28 protein-coding genes are annotated in these 23,010 nt (G+C 69.3%); 13 read left to right on the top strand and 15 right to left on the bottom strand.

Translation table 11 applies throughout. From position 1 onward, the window contains the following. Window positions 1-106: 106 nt before the first annotated feature. Window positions 107-640, bottom strand: coding sequence for a hypothetical protein (locus J4E04_RS00140; protein ID WP_027507330.1), 534 nt, complete (start codon window positions 638-640; stop codon window positions 107-109). Between the two features lie 207 nt (window positions 641-847). Beyond that, window positions 848-1,471, bottom strand: coding sequence for a superoxide dismutase (locus J4E04_RS00135; protein ID WP_027507329.1), 624 nt, complete (start codon window positions 1,469-1,471; stop codon window positions 848-850). 201 nt (window positions 1,472-1,672) lie between these two features. On the opposite strand from J4E04_RS00135, the gene J4E04_RS00130 reads away from it, so the two are divergent. Beyond that, window positions 1,673-2,863 (top strand): acyltransferase family protein, encoded by a 1,191-nt coding sequence (locus J4E04_RS00130; protein WP_490149652.1) that lies wholly within the window; start codon window positions 1,673-1,675, stop codon window positions 2,861-2,863. On the opposite strand, the gene J4E04_RS00125 is transcribed toward J4E04_RS00130, so the two are convergent. Then, complete coding sequence (locus tag J4E04_RS00125) at window positions 2,851-3,777, bottom strand: LLM class F420-dependent oxidoreductase (protein WP_490149651.1); 927 nt, start codon at window positions 3,775-3,777, stop codon at window positions 2,851-2,853. The genes J4E04_RS00130 and J4E04_RS00125 overlap by 13 nt on opposite strands. Before the next feature lie 176 nt (window positions 3,778-3,953). Here J4E04_RS00125 and J4E04_RS00120 point away from each other — a divergent pair, with 176 nt between their 5' ends. Genes J4E04_RS00120 through J4E04_RS00100 form a run of 5 tightly spaced genes read left to right on the top strand, consistent with a single transcriptional unit; the run spans window position 3,954 to window position 7,517 of the window. Further along, window positions 3,954-4,406 carry a hypothetical protein gene (locus J4E04_RS00120; protein ID WP_490149650.1) on the top strand — a complete coding sequence of 151 codons (453 nt, stop codon included), beginning with the start codon at window positions 3,954-3,956 and terminating at the stop codon, window positions 4,404-4,406. Between the two features lie 43 nt (window positions 4,407-4,449). Further along, window positions 4,450-4,791 (top strand): rhodanese-like domain-containing protein, encoded by a 342-nt coding sequence (locus tag J4E04_RS00115; protein ID WP_204869490.1) that lies wholly within the window; start codon window positions 4,450-4,452, stop codon window positions 4,789-4,791. A 4-nt stretch (window positions 4,792-4,795) separates the two neighbouring features. Beyond that, complete coding sequence (locus J4E04_RS00110; RefSeq protein ID WP_051613718.1) at window positions 4,796-5,815, top strand: DUF4328 domain-containing protein; 1,020 nt, start codon at window positions 4,796-4,798, stop codon at window positions 5,813-5,815. Beyond that, window positions 5,812-6,594 (top strand): glycerophosphodiester phosphodiesterase family protein, encoded by a 783-nt coding sequence (locus tag J4E04_RS00105; protein WP_027507324.1) that lies wholly within the window; start codon window positions 5,812-5,814, stop codon window positions 6,592-6,594. Before J4E04_RS00110 ends, J4E04_RS00105 begins: the two co-directional genes overlap by 4 nt. An 11-nt stretch (window positions 6,595-6,605) precedes the next feature. Then, the gene (locus J4E04_RS00100) at window positions 6,606-7,517 is read left to right on the top strand and encodes a DUF5926 family protein (RefSeq protein WP_027507323.1); all 912 of its coding nucleotides are present in this window, start codon (window positions 6,606-6,608) and stop codon (window positions 7,515-7,517) included. 3 nt (window positions 7,518-7,520) lie between these two features. On the opposite strand, the gene J4E04_RS00095 is transcribed toward J4E04_RS00100, so the two are convergent. The 4 genes from J4E04_RS00095 to J4E04_RS00080 all read right to left on the bottom strand — a co-directional run bounded on the left by J4E04_RS00095 (window position 7,521) and on the right by J4E04_RS00080 (window position 11,058). Continuing rightward, a complete protein-coding gene (locus J4E04_RS00095; RefSeq protein WP_081821499.1) occupies window positions 7,521-8,114 on the bottom strand; it encodes a ferritin in 594 nt (197 codons plus the stop codon). A gap of 42 nt (window positions 8,115-8,156) precedes the next feature. Further along, window positions 8,157-9,065 carry an LCP family protein gene (locus tag J4E04_RS00090; RefSeq protein WP_490149649.1) on the bottom strand — a complete coding sequence of 303 codons (909 nt, stop codon included), beginning with the start codon at window positions 9,063-9,065 and terminating at the stop codon, window positions 8,157-8,159. Between the two features lie 403 nt (window positions 9,066-9,468). Continuing rightward, window positions 9,469-10,251, bottom strand: coding sequence for a CPBP family intramembrane glutamic endopeptidase (locus J4E04_RS00085; RefSeq protein WP_051613717.1), 783 nt, complete (start codon window positions 10,249-10,251; stop codon window positions 9,469-9,471). A gap of 30 nt (window positions 10,252-10,281) precedes the next feature. Then, complete coding sequence (locus J4E04_RS00080; RefSeq protein WP_027507320.1) at window positions 10,282-11,058, bottom strand: DUF2470 domain-containing protein; 777 nt, start codon at window positions 11,056-11,058, stop codon at window positions 10,282-10,284. A gap of 88 nt (window positions 11,059-11,146) precedes the next feature. Between J4E04_RS00080 and J4E04_RS00075 the strand changes: the two genes are divergently transcribed. From J4E04_RS00075 to J4E04_RS00065, 3 genes are read left to right on the top strand one after another with little or no spacing between them, the layout of a single operon-like run. Continuing rightward, entirely contained in the window at window positions 11,147-11,842 is a 696-nt protein-coding gene (locus tag J4E04_RS00075; protein WP_490149648.1) for a hypothetical protein, read from the top strand. Between the two features lies 1 nt (window position 11,843). Next, window positions 11,844-12,761, top strand: a complete 918-nt coding sequence (pheA, locus tag J4E04_RS00070; RefSeq protein ID WP_490149647.1) for a prephenate dehydratase — start codon at window positions 11,844-11,846, stop codon at window positions 12,759-12,761. Then, on the top strand, window positions 12,758-13,420 hold the full coding sequence (locus tag J4E04_RS00065; protein ID WP_490149646.1) for a histidine phosphatase family protein: 663 nt from the start codon (window positions 12,758-12,760) through the stop codon (window positions 13,418-13,420). Before pheA ends, J4E04_RS00065 begins: the two co-directional genes overlap by 4 nt. On the opposite strand, the gene J4E04_RS00060 is transcribed toward J4E04_RS00065, so the two are convergent. From J4E04_RS00060 to J4E04_RS00040, 5 genes are all read right to left on the bottom strand, one after another. Then, a complete protein-coding gene (locus J4E04_RS00060; protein WP_490149645.1) occupies window positions 13,363-14,193 on the bottom strand; it encodes an ESX secretion-associated protein EspG in 831 nt (276 codons plus the stop codon). The genes J4E04_RS00065 and J4E04_RS00060 overlap by 58 nt on opposite strands. After that, window positions 14,190-15,371 (bottom strand): PPE domain-containing protein, encoded by a 1,182-nt coding sequence (locus tag J4E04_RS00055; protein WP_490149644.1) that lies wholly within the window; start codon window positions 15,369-15,371, stop codon window positions 14,190-14,192. The genes J4E04_RS00060 and J4E04_RS00055 overlap by 4 nt, the downstream gene beginning before the upstream one ends. Beyond that, a complete protein-coding gene (locus J4E04_RS00050; RefSeq protein ID WP_027507316.1) occupies window positions 15,368-15,679 on the bottom strand; it encodes a PE domain-containing protein in 312 nt (103 codons plus the stop codon). Before J4E04_RS00050 ends, J4E04_RS00055 begins: the two co-directional genes overlap by 4 nt. 84 nt (window positions 15,680-15,763) lie before the next feature. Beyond that, entirely contained in the window at window positions 15,764-16,096 is a 333-nt protein-coding gene (locus tag J4E04_RS00045) for a metallopeptidase family protein (RefSeq protein ID WP_490149643.1), read from the bottom strand. Window positions 16,097-16,109: 13 nt separating this feature from the next. Continuing rightward, window positions 16,110-17,330, bottom strand: coding sequence for a septum formation family protein (locus J4E04_RS00040; protein WP_081821501.1), 1,221 nt, complete (start codon window positions 17,328-17,330; stop codon window positions 16,110-16,112). A gap of 35 nt (window positions 17,331-17,365) precedes the next feature. Between J4E04_RS00040 and J4E04_RS00035 the strand changes: the two genes are divergently transcribed. Together J4E04_RS00035 and serS are read left to right on the top strand one after the other, a co-directional pair. After that, entirely contained in the window at window positions 17,366-17,776 is a 411-nt protein-coding gene (locus J4E04_RS00035; RefSeq protein ID WP_027507313.1) for an ankyrin repeat domain-containing protein, read from the top strand. A 28-nt stretch (window positions 17,777-17,804) separates the two neighbouring features. Continuing rightward, a complete protein-coding gene (gene serS, locus J4E04_RS00030) occupies window positions 17,805-19,067 on the top strand; it encodes a serine--tRNA ligase (RefSeq protein WP_490149642.1) in 1,263 nt (420 codons plus the stop codon). A 115-nt stretch (window positions 19,068-19,182) separates the two neighbouring features. On the opposite strand, the gene J4E04_RS00025 is transcribed toward serS, so the two are convergent. Both J4E04_RS00025 and J4E04_RS00020 read right to left on the bottom strand, forming a co-directional pair. Continuing rightward, the gene (locus J4E04_RS00025) at window positions 19,183-19,578 is read right to left on the bottom strand and encodes a hypothetical protein (protein WP_235579598.1); all 396 of its coding nucleotides are present in this window, start codon (window positions 19,576-19,578) and stop codon (window positions 19,183-19,185) included. Window positions 19,579-19,641: 63 nt separating this feature from the next. Then, complete coding sequence (locus tag J4E04_RS00020) at window positions 19,642-20,205, bottom strand: TetR/AcrR family transcriptional regulator (protein WP_328810938.1); 564 nt, start codon at window positions 20,203-20,205, stop codon at window positions 19,642-19,644. Window positions 20,206-20,272: 67 nt separating this feature from the next. On the opposite strand from J4E04_RS00020, the gene J4E04_RS00015 reads away from it, so the two are divergent. Together J4E04_RS00015 and J4E04_RS00010 are read left to right on the top strand one after the other, a co-directional pair. After that, complete coding sequence (locus J4E04_RS00015) at window positions 20,273-21,286, top strand: NADP-dependent oxidoreductase (protein ID WP_490149641.1); 1,014 nt, start codon at window positions 20,273-20,275, stop codon at window positions 21,284-21,286. Between the two features lie 61 nt (window positions 21,287-21,347). Beyond that, window positions 21,348-22,106, top strand: a complete 759-nt coding sequence (locus tag J4E04_RS00010; RefSeq protein WP_027507308.1) for a lysophospholipid acyltransferase family protein — start codon at window positions 21,348-21,350, stop codon at window positions 22,104-22,106. On the opposite strand, the gene J4E04_RS00005 is transcribed toward J4E04_RS00010, so the two are convergent. Then, window positions 22,107-22,535, bottom strand: coding sequence for a VOC family protein (locus J4E04_RS00005; protein WP_027507307.1), 429 nt, complete (start codon window positions 22,533-22,535; stop codon window positions 22,107-22,109). Window positions 22,536-23,010: the final 475 nt, after the last annotated feature.

The raw sequence follows: 23,010 nt of genomic DNA, 5'->3' as shown, positions 1-23,010 counted from the left end.
GACTGGATGATCGGGGGCTACTCCCCTTCGCTGATCTCCACGCTAAAGCCCTGGTCAGGCTTCTGCAACTTCGACAAACCTGTTCGGCTACCCGAAATTTGTCGTGTCATGCAGCGAGCAACATCGCGAGGACGGCCGTATCGGGATGGCTGATGGGATCGAGGCCCACACGGCTGATCATCGACGTCACGGTGCCGTCCGCCTCGGCCTCGACCCAGGCGGCGCGATGGTCCAGCCCGAGGTGCGGCAGACCCGGCAACAGCACGCACCCCGACGCGGCCCCGGCGCACTCCGGCAGCGTCGGCATCGTCTCCGACGGCGGATGCAGCATCATCAGCGCGGCCGGCTGATGCAGCGCGAAACGCTCCGGGGTCACCGCGTGGTCCCCGATGACGGGGCCCTCGGACACCACGATGCCCACGGTCCCCTCGTGCGGGTCGTCGGGCAGTTCCTCGCGGACACAGAAGACGGTGCTGGTGTCCAGCAGGCCGGGGGTCGACGCGACCCGCACCGTGAAGGCGAGAAGCTGCGCCCATTCCTTCGTCGTGTCGGGCCACCGGCCGGAGATGACGAAGCCGCGCAGGGTTCCCGAGGCGTGGAACGGGGCCACACCGATGATGCGACGATCGGGACTGGTCATGACGTTCTCCTCGCACTGGCCGGCATCGAGCGGGACGGCCTGCGCGGAACGTGCGCGGACCATCGGCACACAACGTCGGGTAGAGGAAGAGAACACCACCATCGCGCTGGCACACAAGTGGACACGAGTGCCAGATGTGGCGGGTGAGACGACGAATGCCGCGCCCTCGTGGGGACGCGGCATTCGCGGTACGACTGTGCGGCGGGACTACGGGAAGATGAGACCCGAGGTCTGCGACGTGGCTGCGGCGAAGCGCTGCTGCACGTCGGCCCAGTTTACGACGTTCCAGAACGCCTTCACGTAGTCGGCCTTGACGTTCTTGTACTGCAGGTAGAAGGCGTGCTCCCACATGTCGACCTGCAGCAGGGGAATGATGCCGAGCGGCACGTTCGCCTGCTGGTCGTACAGCTGGAATGTGAGGAGCTTCTTGCCCAGCGTGTCGTAGCCGAGCACTGCCCAGCCGGAGCCCTGCAGACCGTTGGCCGCGGCGGTGAACTGCGCGCGGAACTTGTCGAACGAGCCGAAGTGGTCGTCCAGTGCGGCCGCGAGCTCGCCCTCGGGCTTGTCTCCACCGTTGGGGGAGAGGTTCTTCCACCAGATGGAGTGGTTCACGTGGCCACCGAGGTGGAACGCGAGGTTCTTCTCCTGCAGGAAGATCGAGCCGTGATCGTCCTTGTCACGGGCGTCGGCCAGCTTCTCCAGTGCGGTGTTCACGCCGGCGACGTAGGTGGCGTGGTGCTTGGAGTGATGCAGCTCGTTGATCTCCCCGGAGATGTGGGGCTCGAGAGCTGCATAGTCGTAGTCGAGGTCGGGCAGTGTGTACTCGGACACGTGTTTCCCTTCTCTTGCATCTGTTGTAGCTGACTGCTGGCGTTACCCAGCCAACGTCATTCGTACACCTCGCGCAAGAGTTCGACGCAGTCGGAGTGCAGCGCAGACGCACCGATGCGGACCGTGGTCCCCTTGCCCGCGCGCAGCGATGACGTGGGCGAACTCGACCGACAGGTGAACGGAACCTTAAGATCGAGGGTGATGACCTCCTCGACGCCCGACTCGGACGGTGGGGTGGTCTCCGTCCGTACGGCGGCCGATCCGCCGCGGATCCGGTTCGGCGGAGTCGACATCCTGCGTGCGCTGGCGGTCCTGACCGTCGTGTACTCGCACATCTCGTACTTCCTGGTCGATGATCTCGGAACACCGTGGTGGCTCATCGACGTCGTCACCCTCGTGTTCGTCGAGCACGGCGGTCTGAACCACCATCTCTCGTTCGTGGGCGTCGCGTTCTTCATGATCCTCACCGGACTGGTCGCGACCGCGTCCGTCGTCCGTAACTCGCCGCGTGCCTTCCTCGTGGGGCGGGCGGCGCGGTTGCTCCCGGTGTTCTGGCTGTCGGTCCTCGCCGCGATCGTGCTGGTCCGCCTCGGGGTGAACGGGATGTTCTCGCAGACCGTGGGCATCAGCAACGCCGAGGCCGCCATGAGCTTCGTGCTCGGCGGCTTCTTCGTGCGCCCGGAGGTCGTGGTCCTCGGGGTCACCTGGACGCTCGTGGTCCAGGGGGTCTTCTACGTGTACGCGGTGAGCATGCGCCGGGTGCTCGCGTCCCGCCCCGTGCTGGTTCCGATCGTCGGTGCGGCCGTGTGCTGGCTGATCCTGCTCTACACCGATCTGGTGCCGTACGAGTACACGATCCCCATGGTCGACAAGGTCGCGGCGACGTTGCCCACCGTCTTCCTGGGCCAGATCGTGTATCTCGCGTTCGCCCGGCTGGCGTCGTGGCGGGCCCTTCTTCTCGCGGGTCTCGCCCAGTTCGCCGTCATCCGGTACGCGACGACGGTGGACGCCTTCCACGTCGGTCAGCAGGGTCACCTGTGGACGGTACTGGTGCTCGTCGTCGCGGTGGTGCTGGTGGCTCCCACCGACACCGCGTTCGGCCGCTCGCGCGTGATCCACTGGCTCGCGACGCGCAGCTACACGATCTACCTGGTCCACACTCTGGTGCTCTACCGCATCTACTCGCTCGTCGAGCCGCATCTCGGTGCGACCGTCGCGGTGCTCGTCTTCGCGCTGATCACCGGTGTGCTCTCGGATCTGGTGTATCGCTACGTCGAGACGCCGGCGGCACGGTGGATCGCCCGCCACTGGTCGGGGCATCCGCGGACGCCTGCCCCGACCGCGAACGAGCCGACCTCGAGTGACCCGACCCCCGGCCCTCAGGCCAGCTGACGAATCACCTCGGCGGCGACCAGTTCGATGTGGTCGAGATCGGACAGGTCCAGCATCTGCAGGTAGAACCGGGTCGATCCGAGCCCGGCGTACGTTCCGAGCTTGTCGACGATCTCGGCAGGCGTCCCTGCCGCGCCGTTCGCCCGGAGCTCGTCCACGTCCCGTCCGATCGCGGCGGCGCGGCGGGCGATCTCGTCCTCGGTCGTGCCGCAGCACAGCACCAGCGCGTTGGAGAACGTCATCGACGACGGATCACGGCCGATGTCGGAGCACGCTGCGCGCACCCGGTCGAACTGTGTCGCCGTCGCGTCGGTGTCCGCGAACGGGAGATTGAACTCCGTCGCGTGACGCGCGGCGAGTTCCGGCGTCCGCTTCTTCCCCATGCCGCCGATGATGATGGGCGGCGGACTCTGCACCGGCTTCGGCAGAGCGGGTGAGTCGGTCACGGTGAAGTGGTCGCCCTGGTACGAGAACGTCTCACCCGCGGGAGTGCCCCACAGACCGGTGACGATCGCGAGGGTCTCCTCGAAGCGATCGAAGCGCGTGCCCACCGACGGGAACGGGATCGCGTACGCCGCGTGCTCCTCTGCGTACCAGCCTGCTCCGAGCCCCAGTTCGACGCGGCCGGCGCTCATCGCGTCGACCTGCGCGACCGAGATCGCCAGGGGACCCGGGTACCGGAAGGTGGCCGAGGTGACGAGGGTGCCGAGGCGGATCGTGGAGGTCTCGCGAGCGATGCCGGCCAGCGTGATCCAGGCGTCCGTTGGTCCGGGGAGGCCGTCCGTGCTCATCGCCAGGTAGTGGTCGGAGCGAAAGAAGGCGTCGTACCCGAAGTCCTCGGCGGCGCGCGCCACGCGGACCAGGTCGTCGTAGGTCGCGCCCTGCTGCGGTTCGGTGAAAATTCTGAGGTCCATGGTTCGACAGTAGAAGGGCGTGCCGGAGTCGGGGAGCGACCGTGGGTGCGACACACGCGGAGGAAACGGGATCGAGTCCCGTTTCTGTGGATGTTTCTGTGGATGGTGGGGATGGTCATTGTCGATCAGCAACTCCCGTAGGGAGTTGAAGATGCCGATCGACAATACTGCTCCCCATGGACTTCACCGCCGAGGCCGAATTGTCCGCCGCGCTCGACGACCTGCACGCCGCGGAGATTGACGCGCTGGCCTCGGCGGTCGCGCCGTTTCGCGGACGCCTCACCCGGAGCCATCTCGGCCGCGCGCGCCTGGTGGTCACACTCTCGGCCGACGGCCTGCCGCAGGCCGTCACCCTCGCCTCGGCTCTGCTGCGAGATCTCGTCGGCGGTCGCGACCTCGTGTCGCTGTCCGTCCGCTCGGCACGAGACCACGAGTCGGTCTCCGGACTGCCGCCCACCGACGGGTGGTCGTCGGTGTCCGAGGTGGCGGCGGAGCGGGCGATCTCCCGACAGGCCGTGCTCGCGCAGATCGCGGCGGGCACCCTACCCGCGGCGAAGGTGGGGACCACGTGGGTGGTGGCCCGCGGCGCACGACGGTTCGAGAGCGGGCGGTTCGAGAACGACTGGTGATCGACGGTGGCACCGGGGCGAGGGGCGTGACAGGATCGAGTGCGTGAGCTTCGGATCCGTACCGTCCGTGTCCGTCTCCGACGTCCCGGAGCCCGGTCCCAGCGCCGCCCTGCTCGACGTCCGTGAGGACGACGAGTGGACCGCCGGGCACGCTCCCGGCGCGCTGCACGTCCCGATGGGCGACGTCCCGTCGCGGATGGCCGACATCAGCGTGGACGGCACCCTCTACGTGGTGTGCCGCCAGGGTGGGCGTTCGGCCCGCGTCGTCGAGTACCTGCAGCACGCGGGAGTCGACGCGGTGAACGTGGACGGCGGCATGGTGGCGTGGCAGCAGGCCGGCCTCCCGGTCGTCGACGACGCCGGTCGCCCGGCCACCGTGTACTGACGCCGTGACCGCTCCTCGGCCGGTGGCCTGGTTCCAGATCTGTGCGCGCTGCACACGGCGCATCGACGTGGGGCCGTCGCCGCGGCAGTGGTGTCCCGTCTGCCACGGGGTCCTGCTCTCCCCGGTGCCGGTCGGGCAGTCGACTGCCCCGGTCGGGCAGTTGCCGATGGCCGTCCGTCGTAACTTCCGCTGGGTGGCCTCCGCGCCCGGATCCGCGCCGCGGCGCCGTGTCCGCCGGGTGCCGACCCCCACCCCCCGTTACGACGTCATGCCCACCTGGGGTCTGCCGATCGCGCCGCGCCCGCACCCGAGTGCGCCGGAGAGCGCCACGGACCGGCTGGCCCGGCGCTCGACCTCCCTGCTCACGGCGACCGTCGCCCTGTTCGTCGCGGCGGCCGTCGCCGAGCTGGCCCGGTACGTCGTGCTGCTCGTCAGTCGCGACCGACTGATGCCCGCCGCGGTCCTCGCACTGTCGGACGCCGCCGTGTGGTGCCTGTCGTTCCTGTCCCTCGGAGTCGGTCTGGTCGCCGCGGTGGCGACGGTCGCCCGCGTGGTCCGGTTGCGCCGCAGCGCCTACGCCCGTCACGGACTCACCGATCCGCGGCGCACGCGAACCCTGTACCTCGGATCGCTGCTGCCGATCGTCACCCTGCTGTTGCCCGGGGTCTTCCTCACGGAGCTGGCCCGCACGAGCGAGCACCGGCTCCGGCTCGAGCGCCTGGTTCCGTGGTGGTGGGCGGCCTGGGTCGGCAACTGGCTGCTGATCGCCGCAACTGTCGCGTGGCGCACCGTCGACGGCATCCAGGCGCAGGCGAACGGTGTGGTCCTCACCGCGATCACCGACCTGGTCGCCGCGGGGGTGGCCGCCCTCACGCTCACCGTGATCCGCCGAGCCGACGGCCGCACCGTGCGCGGCGACACCCGCACCCTCACGCGATGGACGGTCCTGCCGACCACCCCCGTGTCCGACACGACCCCGGCCCCGGAGGACACCGCCCCCGACCAGCTCGCCGACGTCCGATGATCTACTCCGCACACGAGGCCACACCCCTCGTCGTCGCGCATCGTGGCTCGTCGGGAACGCGGCCGGAACACACACTGGTGGCGTACGAACAGGCACTGCGCGAGGGGGCCGACGGCGTCGAGTGCGACGTGCGGCTCACGCGCGACGGCCGGGTGGTGTGCGTCCACGACCGACGGATCGACCGGACGTCGTCGGGAACCGGGATCGTCAGTGCCCTCACCTACGAGGCACTGTCCGGCCACGACTACGGGACAGCCGACGATCCGGCGAACGTGCTGCTGCTGAGCGACCTCATCGACATGGTCATGGCGTGGAAGGCGAAGCCCGCCAAGATCTTCATCGAGACCAAGCACCCGGTGCGCTACGGAGGCCTGATCGAGAACGCCGTGCTGGCGGAACTGCACCGCTTCGGCATCGGACGACCCGGGTCGGCGTCCCTGTCCCGCGCCGTCGTGATGTCGTTCGCGCCGTCGGCGGTGTGGCGGGTGCGGCGATCGGCTCCGATGCTGCCGACCGTGCTGCTCGGCACCGCGTCGCGCTACATCGGCGGCGGCGCCGCGACCACGGTGGGCGCCACGGCGGTCGGGCCCTCGATCAAGACGTTGCGTGATCATCCGAACCTGGTCGATCACGCCGCGGCGGCCGGTCGAGCGACGTACTGCTGGACCGTGAACACCGAGGAGGACGTGCATCTGTGCCACGACCTCGGGGTGCGCTGGCTCGCCACCGATCATCCGGGTCGGGCGCTCGCGTGGTTGGACGACAGCATCACCCGGTAGGTTCGACGCTCGTGGGTAAGAAGAGCAAGAGAAACAGCGGACCGAAGCCCGACAGTCGACGCGCGGAGCTGCTGGAGCAGCGCAGAGCCGAGCGTGAGGCGCTGTCGTCCGCGCCGGTGCGGCCGTTCGAGGGCCTCGCCTTCGAGTGCGACATCGTGGCGATGCGCGAGTTCGTCGCCTCCGCGTCGGCATCCCTCCCGGTGACGGGAAGCGACCGTCCCTTCACCCTCGCGACCGTGCTCCCCGGTGCCGTCGCCGCACTCGTGCGTGACGACGAGCAGAAGAACGCGTTCGTCGCGATGCAGGTCCAGACCTTCTCGGAGGATCTGTCGGCCGACCTCGCCGCCTCCGTCGTGTGGGCCTCCTCGGCGACGCCCGGAACCTCGACGGCGGCGTCGAACCCGTCCGCCGAGACGCCCGCACTCACGGAACTCGTGGACGCGACGTCGCCCCTGGACATCACCGTCCACAAGGACTTCTCGTGGTGGATCCCGGAGGGCGCGGGAGCGGACCCGGAGGTCGACGCCACCATCGAGCGCGCCAACGGTGCGATCCTCCCGTCCGCCCGCATCACGGCCGACGGTGTGTCCGCGGCCTGGTGGGTCGACGCCGGCGACAAGGCGCACATCCGCTGGGTCCGCCCCGAGGACGAGGATCAGTTGATGATCGCGCTGGCTCGCTTGCAGTCGGTGGGTGAACTGCATGTGGGGGAAGGATCGCGCTTCGCCGGCTCGTTCCGTACCCACGGCCTGCTCGTACCCGTCTTCGACCTCGATCCCGAGGTTCATCCCGACGAATGGGCAACGGGCACAGCGGCTCTCGGCCGCAGGCTCGACGAGACGCTGGCCGACACCAGCGAGCTCACCTCCGAGCAGCGGCGCGCCCGTGACGGCCTGCGCAGCCGCCAGGTCACCCTGCGCTGACGATCAGGCGAGTCCCCCGGCGGCCCTCGGCGCGTTGCCGCCGCCGCGGGACTCGCTCGTCATCTCGCGGGCGATGAAGTCCTCGATGTGGAAGAGGTTCTCGCCGGCACGGTCGACGATGGTGAGCAGCGTCGTCATCGACGCCACCTCCTCGATCTGCTCGGCGAGGAACCACTGCATGAACTGCTCGCCCAGGTAGTCGCCGGTGTCGCGGGCGGTGCGTGCCAGCGTCGTGATCTGCTCGGTGACCTTCTTCTCCTGCCGCAGCGCCAGCTCGACCGGCTCGCGCACCGACCCGAACGCGTTCACGACGTCGTCGACCCCGGGCACCCGGACCTCGAGGTCGTTGTCCAGCAGGTACTGGATCATCATCATGGCGTGGCCGCGTTCCTCGTCGGCCTGGGCGTAGAACCGTGCGGCGAGCTGCGGCAGATCCGCCCCGTCGAAGTGGACCGCGATCGCGATGTACTGCTGCGAGGCGGTGAACTCGTGTCGCACCTGTTCACGGAGGAGAAGGTGGAACGCGCTGGACTCCCTGTCGTGGAACACCCCGGAATCCCGGGCGTCGGAGGCAGCGGACACGTCGTCGAGGCTCATGACGACACACGGTACTGGGTCGAGCGTGTCCGTCGGGACGCGTCATCCGCCGCCGACGAGGTCGGGGGGCAGCTGCTGATCGGTGGCCAGGAGCTCGAAGAACCGGGACGCCCGCTCGCGGTCGGACAGCAGGACGTTGCCCGAGCCGTCGACGTCCTCGAACCCGGAGACGGGAATGGTGGTGGTGACCATCTCCCCGCGCAGCGCCCAGCCGAGGGAGGCCAGATTCCAGATGTGGTCGCCGTCGTCGACCTGCAGCGACTTCACGACCCCCCGTACCAGCGGCACCGCCCGGAACGGGTTCAGGAAGGTGGTCGGGCTGGTCGCCTTCGAGAGCAACGACGACAGGAAGAGTCGTTGGTTGTTCATCCGATCGATGTCGGCGAGTGCCGTCGCGCGGCTGCGGACGAAGCCGAGCGCCTGCGGACCCGAGAGCTCCTGGCAGCCCGCACGCAGGTCGATTCCTGCCAGTGGGTCGACGATGTCGTAGGGCACGCAGATGTCCACCCCGCCGATCGCGTCGACCATGTCGGCGAACCCGCCGAAGCCCACCTCGGCGTAATGATCGATGCGCAGGCCCGTCACACCCTCCACGGTCTGCACCAGCAGCGGCGCGCCGCCGAGGGAGAACGAGGCGTTGAGCTTGTCGGTGCCGTTGCCGGGAATCGGCACGTACCAGTCGCGCGGGAGGCTGACCATCGTGGTCGGGCCGCTCGCCGGCACGTGGATCAGCAGGATCGTGTCGGTCCGGCCCGCACCGATGTCCCCACCGGTCGCGAGTTCGGCCTCCTGCTCGGGAGTGAGTCCGGTACGACTGTCCGATCCGACGAGCAGCCAGTTGGTCCCCGGGGTGTCTGCCGGGCGACCCTCGTAGTTCCCGAGCGCGTCGACTCGGGACAGCGACGTGTCCGCCCAGACGGCGCCCCCGACGACGAGCAGGAGCAACACCACCAGGGCGATGCCTATGCGGCGACCCCATCGTGGCCGCCTGCGTCGACGCGTCGGCTCGGGCGGCACCTGGCGCGGCGGAACCGGGGCGGGAGCAGGGGCGCGGCCTCGATCGGCCGGCCCACGCCCGTCGTCGTACGGTCGCCGGTCGTCCCGGTACCGATCGTCACGCCGTGGCGCGTCCCGCGCCGGGGGAACCGCCGACCACGCCCGCGGATCCTGCCGGGGTGGTGGCTGCTGAGGACCCCGCTGCACACGGGTCTGGTCGGCCCACCCCGGAGGGCTGCCCGCCCGTCGCCGCACCACCGGCGGTTCCTCCGGACCCGGACGGCGAGGGGGTGGCGGTCGCCGCCGCGGGTCGTACGGAGGTTGCTGGCTCATCCGGCGACTCTAACCGGCCGACCTGTCAGCCCGGCAGCCACGAAACGTGATCCCGCAGGGCGGCGAACCCCACGAACGCCACGATGTCGATGAGGGCGTGGGCGATCACGAGGGGCCACAGTCGACCGGTGCGCTGGAAGTACCGGCCGAAGATCAGACCCATGACGAGGTTGCCGACGCCGGCCCCGAAGCCCTGGTAGAGGTGGTAGCTCCCGCGCAACACGGCCGACGCGAGCAGCGATCGGTTGTCGGTCCACCCGAGGGCGCGCAGCCGCGAGATCAGCCACGCCACCACCAGGACCTCCTCGGCGACCGAGTTGGCCACCGCGGAGAGCGTCAGCGTGATCGGGCGCCACCACACGTCGTTCAAGGTGCTCGGCAGCACCGTGACGTTGAGATCCAGTGCGACGGCGACGAGGTAGAACAGCAGGCCCGGGATGCCGATGATCGCGGCGAGCCCCACGCCGTGCAGCACGTGCGGGCGCAGGCGGGGACGTGCGAAGCCGATGGCGCGTGGCCCGATTCCGCTGCGCCACAACAGGTACAGACCGAGTGCCCCCCATGCGCAGAGCCGGACGACGCCGATCAGTTGACGGAGGAAGTCGATCGGTCCGAGAGTCGACTGCGGCACGTTGATCGCCACGGTCTGGTCCGACAGGGCGCCCTGCTCGAGCGCGCTCTCGACGAGCGACAGAATGCTCGACAGTCCGCTGAGCCCGAACGTGAACAGCAGGACGACGACGATCTCGATCCGGATCGACCGTGGCGACTCGGTGGTGGGTGTCTTCTCCGGATGCACCCGGTCGATTGTGCCCGTGACCCGTCTCGAGGGTCGTGGTCAGTGGTGGTCGCGCGCCCGCAGGCCGTTCATGAACGGGCATCCGGCGAGCACGCGCAGCGCGCGACCGAGCTCGGTCACGTCGGACACGGGGTTCGCGAACGGCACCCGCACATCGTGGTCCTGGCCCTGCCCCTCCACCCGGATGCCGACGCCGTAGCGGTCGATGCTCAGCGGCCGGGCGCGACCGATGCGCAACGACGGCGGGAGTCGCCGCGCGATCTGCTCGACCATGTCCGAGTGGTCGCTGTCGAGGTGCTGCAGCCAGCCTCCCTCGACCTCCCAGAACGGATCGGGATCGGCGTTCATGAGGTCGCGCACCGGCACCGGCTCCGCCCCCGTCGCATCGGCCACGACGACGGACTCGAGCAGCAGACGCAGCAGGATGCCGCTGTGTCCGATGTCGAGCAGTCCCGCGTGCGGGTACTGGGAGGCGACCGCCGCGGCGACCGCGCGCTCGGCGGTGTCCGGGACGCGGCGCAGCTCACCGCTGAGCCAGACCAGCGAGCGCACGGGTTCGCGCAGGTCCAGGGGAGTGTGGTCGGTCAGTTCGAGCACGGCGGGGATCCCCGCGGAGCCGGCCTGGAAGGACACGGCCCCCACGGTGCTGTCCGCGGGCACCACCATGACGATCTCGCCTGGCGAGCGCAGGAAGTGCATGGTCGTGGCGACGGGTGCGCTGCCCTCCACCGCCAGGACGGTGTGCTCGGCACGTAGACACACGCTGCGCACCCGCTCGGCGGTGGACGGCGCGGTGGTGGTGACGACACCGTTCATGACGGCCCCCTCGGGTGGAAGTAATTAGGTAAGGGTTAGCTAACCAGCCCTCGCGCCGGTGCGCAAGACGTCGAACTAGACTCGGAGCGTGCCCACGATGCTGACCCTGGGCGTGCGCCCCCGGCGAGATCCCGAGGCCCTGTTCGCCGACCTGCTCGTCGCGACCGTCGACGACGTGGCGACGGCGGAGGCCCTCGAACCGCACCCACTCGTCGGAACGGCCTGTGTCCCGCTGAGTGCGGTGGACGACTCGGCCGCCCTCGAACGGTTCCTCGTACGACTGGACGTGGCTCCGCCCGACGAGCCGCCCTCGGTGCGCGCCTACGTGGTCGAGGCGACCGCCGAGCAGCTGGGCGACGCGGTGGCGATCACGCCGTGCTCGTCCGTCGTCGTGCTCTGTCCGGACGGCGACGTCGTGGAGACGACGGCGCTCGTCGATCGGGCCGGTCGGCATCCCGGCCTGGACGCGGGGTGGTCCGAGGATCGGGTCGCCGACTTCCTCGCGGTCGTCGCGCACGCGGAACACGGGTTCTTCGCCGTCGCGACCGACACGTCCTCGGTGCTCGCCGTGCTCGCCGGAACGGTGGCCGCACTGCGCGGCGACGACGTCCGCAGGGCGCTCCGCTCCCCGGATCTGGCCACGCTGGTGGCCCTCCATCCCGACGCCGCGGCCGCGACCCGAGAGGTCCTTCTCGGTGTCCTGGTGCCGAACGCCGGGAACATCGCACACGAACTTCGCCGTCTGATCGACGAGATCACCGGCCACGCGGCGGGGGACGCGTAGCGTGACCGGGGTGCGCATCGCCTACTTCGGACCCTCGGGAACGTTCACCGAGATGGCCCTGGGGAAGCTCGAGGCGGACGGGGCGTTCGGCGCTCCCGTCGAGCGCGTGAGTGCGTCGAGCCCGCCCGCCACCCTCGAACTGGTGCGCTCCGGTGCGGCCGACGGCGCGGTGGTGCCCATCGAGAACTCGGTGCAGGGCTCGGTCCCGCCCACCCTCGACGCGCTCGCGATCGGGGACCGGCTGCAGATCCTCGCGGAGACCGAACTCGACGTGGCCTTCACCATCGTCGCTCGTCCGGGCACCGCCATGGCGGACGTCCGCACGATCCGGGCCTACCCCCACGCCGCCGCCCAGGTCCAGCAGTGGATCGCCGCCACCATGCCCGATGCTCAGGTGGAGTTCGCGTCGTCCAATGCCGGTGCGGCCGAGGACGTCGCGGCCGGACTCGCCGACGCCGCGGTGTCCACCGGTCTGGCGGGCCGACGGCACGGACTCGACGTACTGGCCGACGGCGTGGCCGACGTGGAGAACGCACGGACCCGCTTCGTGTACGTCACGCGCCCGTGCCCGCCGCCCGCGCCCACGGGGGCGGATCGCACTGCCGTGGTGCTCACTCCCGCCAACAGGCCCGGCACGTTGGTGTCCGCGCTGGCCGAGTTCAGCACGCGCGACATCGATCTGACGTTCATCGAGTCTCGCCCTCTCCGTACCCATCTGGGCACCTACCGCTTCTACATCGACTGCGTCGGCCACATCGACGACGTCGCGGTGGCGGACGCCCTGCGGGTCCTGCACTCGCGCACCGACGTGCGGTTCCTCGGCTCCTGGCCCAGCGCGCACGTCGCCGCCGGCGGTCCTCACCCCACCGACGACCGCGGCCGGGACTGGTTGGACGCGTTGCGACGGGGAGATCGGTGAGCGGCCGACTCGTCCTGGTGCGGCACGGTCAGACCCACTCGAACGTCGCTCGTCGTCTCGACACCCTGCCGCCCGGCGCGGAGCTGACCGAGCTCGGACACCGACAGGCGCAGGAGTACGCCCGGACGGTCACGCAGACGCCGGCCGCCGTGGTGTCGTCCATCGCCGTCCGCGCACGTCAGACCGCGCAGTACCTGGCCGACGCGACCGGCACGCCGCTGACGGTGCGCGACGGTCTGCAGGAGACGTTCGTCGGCGACCTCGAGGACCGCAGCGCCGAGGAGGACCACGCCCGCTTCACCTCGGTGTATCGCGCCTGGCTGGACGGTGACCTCGATGCCCGCCTGGCCGGGGGCGAGTCCGGCGCCGAGGTGCTCGCCCGCTACGTGCCGGTACTGGACGAGCTCCGCGCCACCCACCTCGGCGACGATTCCGCCACCGTCCACGTGGTGAGTCACGGTGCTGCGATTCGGCTCGTCGCCGCGGTGCTGTCCGGGATCGATCGCGACTTCGCCGCCGACAACCATCTCGACAACACGGGGACCGTCGAACTGGTTCCCGCCGAGGGTGTCTCGGCCTGGGACTGCGTGCGCTGGGGCGACTACACGCCCCCGTTCGAGACGAAGGGCAGCCGCACTCCCGACGATCCGATGGGCTGAGCGGACACGCGGACCAGGTGGTCGTCGAATATCGATCGCCGTTCCAGCGAGGTGATCAGCGAGCGGAGTGCTCCGACGGTGCGTACCGGTGTCGCGGATCGTACGGACGTGCTCGATCGTCCGGTCGGATCCTGGACCGTGGTCGCGACGACACGGCCGGAGTAGCTGTCGTACACCGCGATCGACGGGTCGACCGTGGTGGTGACACCGTGATCGTGGCGGAGTCCGACGATCTCGGTGTGGCGGGTGCAGTGCGGGACGACGTCCTCGATACCGGCCGTGAGGACGTCGGTGTACTCGGTCAGCGGATCGATCGGCGCTCCTGCGGCGTCGCCGAGCCAGGCCGCGATCAGGGCGGCCACGTCGGTGTCGACCCGCGTGATCGTCACCGATCCCTCGCTCGCGGTCATCCACACCGGATCGTCGATGTCGTTGCCGCACAGACATCCTCGCCGGTTCTCGATGCCGATGGAGTGGCCGACGATGCGGACGTCGACACTCCAGCGAGGCGCCGCCGCCGCACGGAGCATCGCGGCCAGATCACGGTGCAGGCCGCCGTCGGCTGACACCAGGAGACGATCGGCGAGGCGTCGGGCGGCACTCGCGAGCACGGTCGCGCGATCGGCGACGGTCGCGCCGGCCGGGTGCCATCCGAGAACGGCAGGGAGAGAACGTCCTCCGATCGCCCCCACGAGATACGTCAGTTCGTTCGTGTCGAGCGTGAGCGAACCCTCGAGCGGGACGTCCCCGCCCAGCACCGGCGCCGCGCTCATCGCCGCGCCCCGATGACGGCGGGCACGACCGGAACTCCCGCCTCCTCCTCGACGACGGCGGGTGTCCTGCGGGCGTGCACGACATCGTCGGAGCCGAGCCTGCTGTGACCCATGGGAAGTCCCGCGCCGAACGGCGACCGGGCGTGCGCGGCGCCGGACACGGACGCGTCCTGTCCCGCTGACACCGCCGTGTCCGATCCGACGCCCGCACCGAGGAACGGTGACGGCGTCCGTGCGAACGAGCCACCGGCGGCGTGCACGGAGCCACCCTGTCCGCTGCCACCTCGCCCGCCGCCGCCACCCCACCCGGTGGCGACCATCGGAACCTGCTGCGGCACAGCGTGGGTGATCGTCGGTGCCGCACCGGGCTGCGGTGCCGACGACAGAACGGAGGACAGCGTCGACCCGGCCTGCGCCGGCATCTGCTGGATCAGCGACGCCGCCCTCGTGACGGCCGGATCGTGTCCGATGCTGTCCGTGGTGAGGGGCGACCGGTGACCCTGGTGCGCCGCCCCGTCCGAGAATCCATGCTTCTGCCGGTCGGATCCGCTGTCGTCCGACGGCGGTGTCCCGGCCTCGCCCGGCACCGGCCCGTGACCGGGGACAGCAGAGATGACCGTGGAGGTGGCCGCGGTGACCGCCGTGGTGATCTGCGGGGGCATCTGCAGACCGTCGACGAGCGCGAGCGGCGCCGTCGCCGCTTCGTACGCCTCCATGACCAGGGCGGCGCGGAGATCGAGCGCGGCGTCGGCGGCATCGGCAGCCTGCGCCGCGCCGGTGAGGGCGCCGCCGGTGGCGTACGCGGTGGTGCGTCCGGCCTTCACCGCGGCGATCTCCGGCAGTGTCGGCATGACGGCGAGCGCGGTCACCACCGTCGCGGACTGGGCGGCGGCCCGAGCGGACACGGCCGCGGCGTGCTGCGCCGCTCCCGTGCCCCACGTCGCGAACGCCGTCATCCCCGCTCCGGCGGCGTCGGCGGCATCCCCGTCCCACGTGGCTGCCAGTGCGGACGCGACACCGCTGACCGTCGCGGTGGCCGCGGCGAGTGCCGTGGCCACCGCGGCCCACGCCGTGCCGGCGGCGGCCAGCGGAGCGGGGCCGGCACCCGCGAGCAGTGCGGCCGAGTTCACCGCCGCGGTACGCGGGAGCCAGAACACCCCGGTGGGCCCGGCCGTCACGCGGTGCCCGCGGTCAGGGCCGTGGAGAACGACGCGTCGACCTCGCGGTAGGCCGCCGCCTGGACTCGCAGGGCAGCCGCCGTCTCGCGGAGCTCGGTCACCGCCGCGGACGTCGAGGTGTCGAGAGACTGCGCGGTCGACCAGAAGTAGCGTGCAGCCAGCGCGGACACCTCGTCGCTGCCCGCGGGAGGAGGACGGAGCGCGACGGACGCGGAGGCGAGAGACGATGCCAGGCGCATCGCCGCGGCATCGAGTTCCGACGCGGCCGCGAGCAGCGCCTCGGGATCGACGAGTACGTGGCCGGGCATGGGGTCTCCGTTCGAGCGTCCGGTCGGATCTCGAGACTTGGACGCGCGACGGCGGGAATCGGTTCCGCGGGTGGAAAGCGGAGCTCAGCCGAAGCCGAGTTCGTGCAGGCGATCGTCGTCGATGCCGAAGTGGTGCCCGATCTCGTGGGCGACGGTCACCGCGATCTCGCGGCGCGCGTCGTCCTCGTCACGGGCGATGTCGAGGATCGGCAGTCGGTAGATCGTGATGACGTCCGGCAGGTGCCCGCTGTACTCGAACCGTTCGGTCAGAGCGACGCCCTCGTACAGACCCAGGAGATCCTCGGTCGGGTGCTCGTCCTCGACCAGCACGACGACGTTGTTCATGTATGCGACCAGCTCGTCCGGGAGAGTGTCCAGCGCATCGCCGACCGCGTTCTCGAACTCCGCTTCGGACATGCTGACCGACACGTCACGCACCGGGCAGGGGAGACGCTCCGGGGAGCGGGATCGGCAGGCTGCGGCCGTCCGGAACGGGAGGCGGCGGAACCGGCGCGGCGCCGTCGATGGTGATGTCGCCCTTCGCCGAGCCGACGATGGACGCGAACCCGCCCGACTCGACCTCCTTGCCGATGGAGCAGCTCACCTTCTTGCTGCCCGCCAACCAGCTCGAGGCGTCGACGTTGTCCCAGAACAGCGTCAACGTCTTCTCCCGGAGAACGTCCGGACCGCCCAGGTAGGCGTCCGACGCCTGGGTGCACGTGGGTTCGAGATAGCGGTCCTGGTCCTCGACGGACGGTAGTCCGCCGGGGAACTGCGCGGCGAGATCCACCACCGACACCACCTCGAAGGCGTGCGGAGCGGTGCAGTCGATCGGGTCTGTCGGCACGCCCGACTCGACGCCGACGCAACTACCGGTCTCCCAGACCATCGACTGGTCCTGGTCGGCGACGCTGCCGGTCATCACCTGCAGCGCGCTGGTCGCGCCGGTCTGTTGGATGCCGCACCGGATCGCGCGCTCGCCCGCGGCCCACCCGGCCTGGCTGGGGAACATGAGGCCCACCGAGTACTTGCCCGTGGGGTCGAAGCGGCCCCCGGTGTAGTCCTGCACCGCGGTCTCACAGTGTTCGTCGCGCAGGGAGGCGAAGCGGGCCGCGTCGGGATACGGCGATCCCGTCGCGAACTCGGCGACCGGGTACACCCCGAGGTCCACCGTCTCGGCGACCTCGAAGCGGTGCGGCTCCGCGCAACTCACCTCGGCGAGGTCCTGGCGGTCGGTGTCGGGGTCGTCGGTCGGAGTCCACTGCAGGCAGTCGCCTGCGTCGGACGAGCCGAAGGACGTCGTCGACGCGGTTCCGACGGTTCCTGCCGTGGACGGTGTGGCGAGCTTCTCGCTCCGGTCGAACCCACCGGACACACCGATCGTGACGGCGGCGGCTCCGATGGCGCCGATCGCGACCAGGGCGAGCAGCCGACGGGCGTTCGAGGCCTGGACGGTGCGGGGGCCACTCTTCTCGTCCGTCGCGGTGTCGGTCTCGTCGGCCGTCGATGCCTCGGGTACCACCGCGTCGGGCGCGGACGTGTCGGATGTGGACGCGTCGGGTGTCGCGATCTCGGACGTCGGGGCGTCGTCGACCACCGGGCCGTCCTCGCCGGACGGGCTCGGGGTGGGATCTTCGGGCTTCGGAGACATCGGCTCCATCATGCCTGCCGGTAGGTTCGGACGGTATGAGTGGTGCTGATACCGAGGACACCGGGCTCGAGGCCGGGATCGAGGACCTCGCGACGCGCGTGTTCGACATGGCACGCAGCGGCGACACCGCCGCACTCACCGCGTACGTCGACGCGGGCGTGCCCGTGGATCTGACGAACGGATCCGGGGACACCCTGGTGATGCTGGCGGCCTATCACGGTCACGCCGAGAGCGTCGTGGCCCTCGCGCACCGCGGAGCCGACGTGAACCGCGCGAACGACAAGGGTCAGACCCCGCTCGCCGGTGCCGTGTTCAAGGGGGAGGACGAGGTCGTCCGGGCACTGGTCGACGCCGGAGCCGACGCCGATGCGGGGCATCCGACCGCGGTCGACGCCGCGCGCATGTTCGGCCGAGAGGACTACCTGGACGTCCTCGGACGAGGGTGACCACATCGCCCCAGTAGGCTGACGTCCCGTGATCGACCTCAGAGTTGTCCGCGAGGACCCCGACGCCGTCCGTCAGTCGCAGCGCACCCGTGGCGAGGATCCGTCCCTGGTGGACGCGTTGCTCGAGGCGGACACCGCGCGCCGGGCCGCCGTGTCGGCTGCCGACAACCTCCGTGCCGAGCACAAGGCGTTCGGTAAGAAGATCGGTAAGGCCACTCCCGACGAGCGCCCGGAACTTCTCGCGACGGCGTCCGCGCTCGCCGCGCGGGTGAAGGAGGCGGAGGCCGAGCAGAATGCCGCCGACGCGGCTCTCGACACCGCACACCGTGCGATCTCCAACATCGTGCAGGAGGGCGCGCCGGCCGGCGGCGAGGACGACTTCGTCACCCTCGAGACGATCGGTGAGATCCCGACCATCGAGAATCCGAAGGACCACCTCGAGCTCGGCGAGGCTCTCGGGATCATCGACATGGAGCGCGGCGCCAAGGTGTCGGGCGCTCGGTTCTACTTCCTGACCGGTTACGGCGCACTGCTGCAGCTCGGTCTACTGCAGCTCGCTGCCCAGAAGGCAGTGTCGAACGGGTTCACGATGGTCATCCCACCGGTGCTCGTGCGGCCGGAGATCATGGCCGGGACCGGCTTCCTGGGCGCGCACTCGTCGGAGATCTACCACTTGGACGACGACGACCTCTACCTCGTCGGCACGTCGGAGGTGCCCCTCGCCGGCTACCACTCGGGCGAGATCCTCGATCTGAACGGCGGCCCGAAGCGCTATGCGGGATGGTCGTCGTGCTTCCGCCGCGAGGCCGGCAGCTACGGCAAGGACACCCGCGGCATCATCCGTGTCCACCAGTTCGACAAGGTGGAGATGTTCGTCTACACCCGTCCCGAGGACGCGGACGCGGAACACCAGCGGCTCCTCGGCTGGGAGAAGGAGATGCTCGCCGCGGTCGAGTTGCCGTACCGCGTCATCGACACCGCCGGCGGCGACCTGGGATCGTCGGCTGCGCGCAAGTTCGACTGCGAGGCATGGCTTCCCACGCAGAACACCTACCGTGAACTCACGTCCACCTCGAACTGCACCACGTTCCAGGCGCGTCGACTCGGTGTTCGTTACCGCGACGAGAACGGGAAGCCGCAGACGGCGGCGACGCTCAACGGCACCTTGGCGACGACTCGGTGGATCTCCGCGATCCTCGAGAACCACCAGCAGCCCGATGGCAGCGTTCGCATTCCCGAGGCACTCGTCCCGTTCATCGGGACCGATGTGCTGCGCCCGCCGACCTCATAGCCGTACTGCACGTGAACGCACCCGATCGTGACTGGATCTGCCGTGTCGCAGGTTTCCGATCGATCGGGTGCGCTCACGTGCATCTGTGAGGCCGAGAATCAGCAGTGCGGGTTCGCTACTCGTCCCGTGTCGGCGGTTCGGTGACCAGGACGTCGTCCGCCGGCAGCGGGACGGCGAGTTCCACCATCCGCTCCGGATACGACGGGTAGGCGGGGCGGATCCAGACCTTGGTGTCGTCCAACTGCGTCATGACCATCCGACGCCACTGCCATTCCGGTGTCGCACGCCGGAGATCCAGCTCGCTGACCAGCGGTAACGGCGCACGCGCCCAATAGGGAACGGACAGCGAACTCAGCCCGCGTGCTTCGAGAACGTCGATTGCCGCCTCGAGCTGCACGTCTTCGGCGATCACGTGGCCGACAGGGTTGACGGCGTCCACGAGTTCGCCGTCGTCGCGAGCCATGTCGGAGACGGTCCACCCCACGAGCTCACCGTCCGATGCTCTGGTCACGGGGAGTCGGCTACGCCACCGGTCGATATCCACTTCCTCGACGGTACCGATGTCCGCGTCGGCTCATGATTCCCAGGACCGCGCCAACTTCCGTGCCGAGGCGATGATTGCGCGTGCCTCGTCCCGGTCGACGCGTGCCTGCAGAAGTGCGCCCGAGCTCATCGTCACCAGAATGCGAGCCCGATTCTCGGGATCGTCGTCACCCCGGTTCACCAGGGAGTCGGTGACCGCATCGGTGAGTCGCCGACGGTAGGCGTCGACGACGGCGGCGAGGGTGTCGTCGTGCGCGGCGGATCCCGCAGCAGTGTTGACCAGAAGACAGCCGCGACGTGGTGCTTCGGCATCGAGGTTCTCGAGTTCGACGTCCATCGACGCGAAGTACGCGTCCAGACCGTCGTCGGTACGCAACAGGGCGAGCCGCGGTGCCACCACCGTGTCGAGATAGTCCTGCACCGCTGCGTCGAACAGGCCGCGCTTGCTGGTGAACGCGTGATAGATGCTGGACCGGGACAGCCCGGTCGCCGCCTCGAGTTCGGGCAGAGATGCGCCATCGAAGCCTCTGTGCCAGAACACATCCCGCGCATCAGTGACGACCTGCGCCGCATCGAACGTCGCTCTCCTACCCATCTGTCACCTTTCGTCGGTGAGGCGTACGGTATTTACTGTACCGAACGATCCACAAAAGGAGTATTTCGTGAAGAGCACCCAGATCCAGCTCGTGTCCCGCCCCACCGGGTGGCCTACTGCCGACAACTTCCGGTCGGTCACAGTCGACCTTCCCGACCTCGAGCCGGGCCAGGTGCGCGTCGCGAACGACTTCCTGTCCGTCGACCCGTACATGCGCGGGCGCATGAACGACGTCAAGTCGTACGTACCGCCCTTCGCTCTCCACGAGACGATGACCGGTGGAGCCGTCGGCCGAGTTCTCGAGAGCCGGTCGGACGACGTCGCTGTGGGGAGTGTCGTGGTGCATCAGCTGGGATGGCGTGACATCGCGCAGGGAGAGGCCTCGGCTTTCCGTACGGTCCGTGAGATCGACGGCGTTCCGACCTCGGCCTACCTGGGAATTCTCGGTATGACGGCCCTGACCGCCTACGTCGGACTGCAGGACGTGGCGCGCCTGCAGGAGGGCGACACGGTGTTCGTGTCCGGTGCAGCGGGCGCCGTCGGCAGCGCGGTCGGGCAGATCGCACGGATCCTCGGCGCGGGACGCGTCGTCGGTTCTGCGGGATCACCGGAGAAGGTGGACTTGCTCACCAGCAAGTACGGGTTCGACGCGGCCTTCGACTACAAGCAGGCTCCTGTGCGCGACCAACTGCGTGAGGCAGCCCCGGACGGCATCGACGTGTACTTCGACAACGTCGGCGGCGACCACCTCGAAGCGGCGCTCGACGCGTTCAACGACGGTGGCAGGACCGCACTGTGCGGAGCGATATCCGCCTACAACACTGTGGGAACGACGCCGGGGCCGGACAACATGTCGAACATCGTGACCCGCGGTCTCACCCTGCAGGGATTCACGGTCGGCAACTACCTGCACCGGTTCCCCCAGTTCGCGGAGGACATGGGGACGTGGCTCTCCGAGGGTCGCGTGACCTTCGACGAGACGGTCGTGCACGGCATCGAGAACACGGTGGAGGCGTTCCTGGGGATGCTGCGCGGGGAGAACACCGGGAAGATGGTCGTGGCGGTGGGCAACTCCCGCTGACGGAGTGCCCTACCGGACGAGCCCCTCTCGGGGGCGGCGACGAGCCGCTACGCTGCACCGTGTGGACCCCGTCTATCGCACTGTCATCGGAATCGCTCGCACCGTCTTCGCGGCGCAGGGGCTGAAGTTCGACGTCGAGGGCGCGGAAAACATCCCCGCTCGGGGTGGCGCCGTGATCGCCATCAACCACACGGGCTACCTGGACTTCACCTACGCCGGCCTGCCTGCGCGGAAGCACAAGCGGTACATCCGGTTCATGGCGAAGAAGGAAGTGTTCGACAACCCCAAGTCGGGGCCGATCATGCGCTCTCTCAAGCACATCGCGGTCGACCGCGCCGCCGGCGCGGAGTCCTACCGGGCTGCGGTCGACGCGTTGTCGCGAGGCGAACTGGTGGGGGTCTATCCCGAAGCCACGATCAGTCGCAGCTTCGAGATCAAGGAGTTCAAGTCGGGCGCGGCCCGGATGGCGATCGAGGCCGGGGTCCCCGTGATTCCGGTGGTCATCTGGGGCGCGCAGCGTGTGTGGACCAAGGGGTTCCCGAAAAAGCTCGGACGCACGAAGACCCCGATCTCCATCGCGGTGGGAGAGCCGATCGCGCCGACCATGTCGGCCGGTGACCTCACCGCCCACCTGCGATCGACGATGCAGACCATGCTCGCCGACGTGCAGAAGAACTATCACCATCCCGCCGGCGAGTACTGGGTACCGGCCCGTCTCGGGGGGACGGCCCCGACCCTCGAGGAAGCCGACAAGTTGGATGCCGTCGACCTCGAGGCTCGGATGGCAGCGCGAGACGAGCGCAAGCGCGCCTCGGACTGACTAGCTGTTGGGACCGGCGATCTCCAGGGCGATGTTGTCGGGATCCCGGAACTCGAGGATCGCCATGCCGGCGTCACCGAGATCCTTCACCGGCTCGTGCTCGATGCCCAGGGTGTCCAGCAGTGCGGCGGCGTCGTGCAGATCCTGCAATGACGCGACACTGAAGCTGAGATGGTCCAGGCCGGCGCGGTCCTCGGCGAACGTGTCGTCACCCGGAGCCACGGGGCGCAGACCGAGCAGCCCGCCGCCGAACTTGTAGATGACTCCGCCGAAGAGGAACCCCAGCGCTTCCTTCGTCGCCTCGTCCGGGTTCGGCGGGAGCTCGAAGGCCACCTCGAAACCGAAGACGTCGTCGTAGAACTTCCGCGAGGTCGCGATGTCACTGACAGTGAGTCGCACATGGTTGTAGTCGACTGCTGCGATAGGCACGAGCTACTCCGTTCCGGTACGCCTGCCGACACGACCATCGGGCCGGCTCGGGCGCACTCTGGAGGTATTCGTGGCCGTGCATGAGAGCGATGTGCCGGCCTCTCGCACTGTTCGACACGCCGTGACCAGGCGATTTGCATCTCGCGAATCACTCACGTAACTTTCTTCGAGTCAGAGCGACACGGACACCGACCGAAGGCCTTACGGGGCTGGGCGAACGAGGTGGGACGGAGTCGCATGGCCGATCGGACAGAAAAGGTTCGTCTGCACCTCGTGTAGGCTGAGCGTACAGTCCATCTTCCTGATCCGCGTGGTGCCTGGTGTTTGACTCGGGTGTTGCGGTGTGGTTAGGCTGGAACGGTTGCCCCGGATCCTCCTGCTTCGTGTGGGTGGTGGTGGTGTGTGCGTGTTCTTTGAGAACTCAACAGTGTGTCGATGAATGTCAGTGCCAATATTTTGTTTTGGTTTGCTGGTT

The organism is Rhodococcus sp. NFXS4 (genome assembly GCF_058139645.1).
The sequence above is the reverse complement of the archived record's forward strand: the minus strand, read 5'-3'. Positions and strand labels throughout refer to the sequence as shown.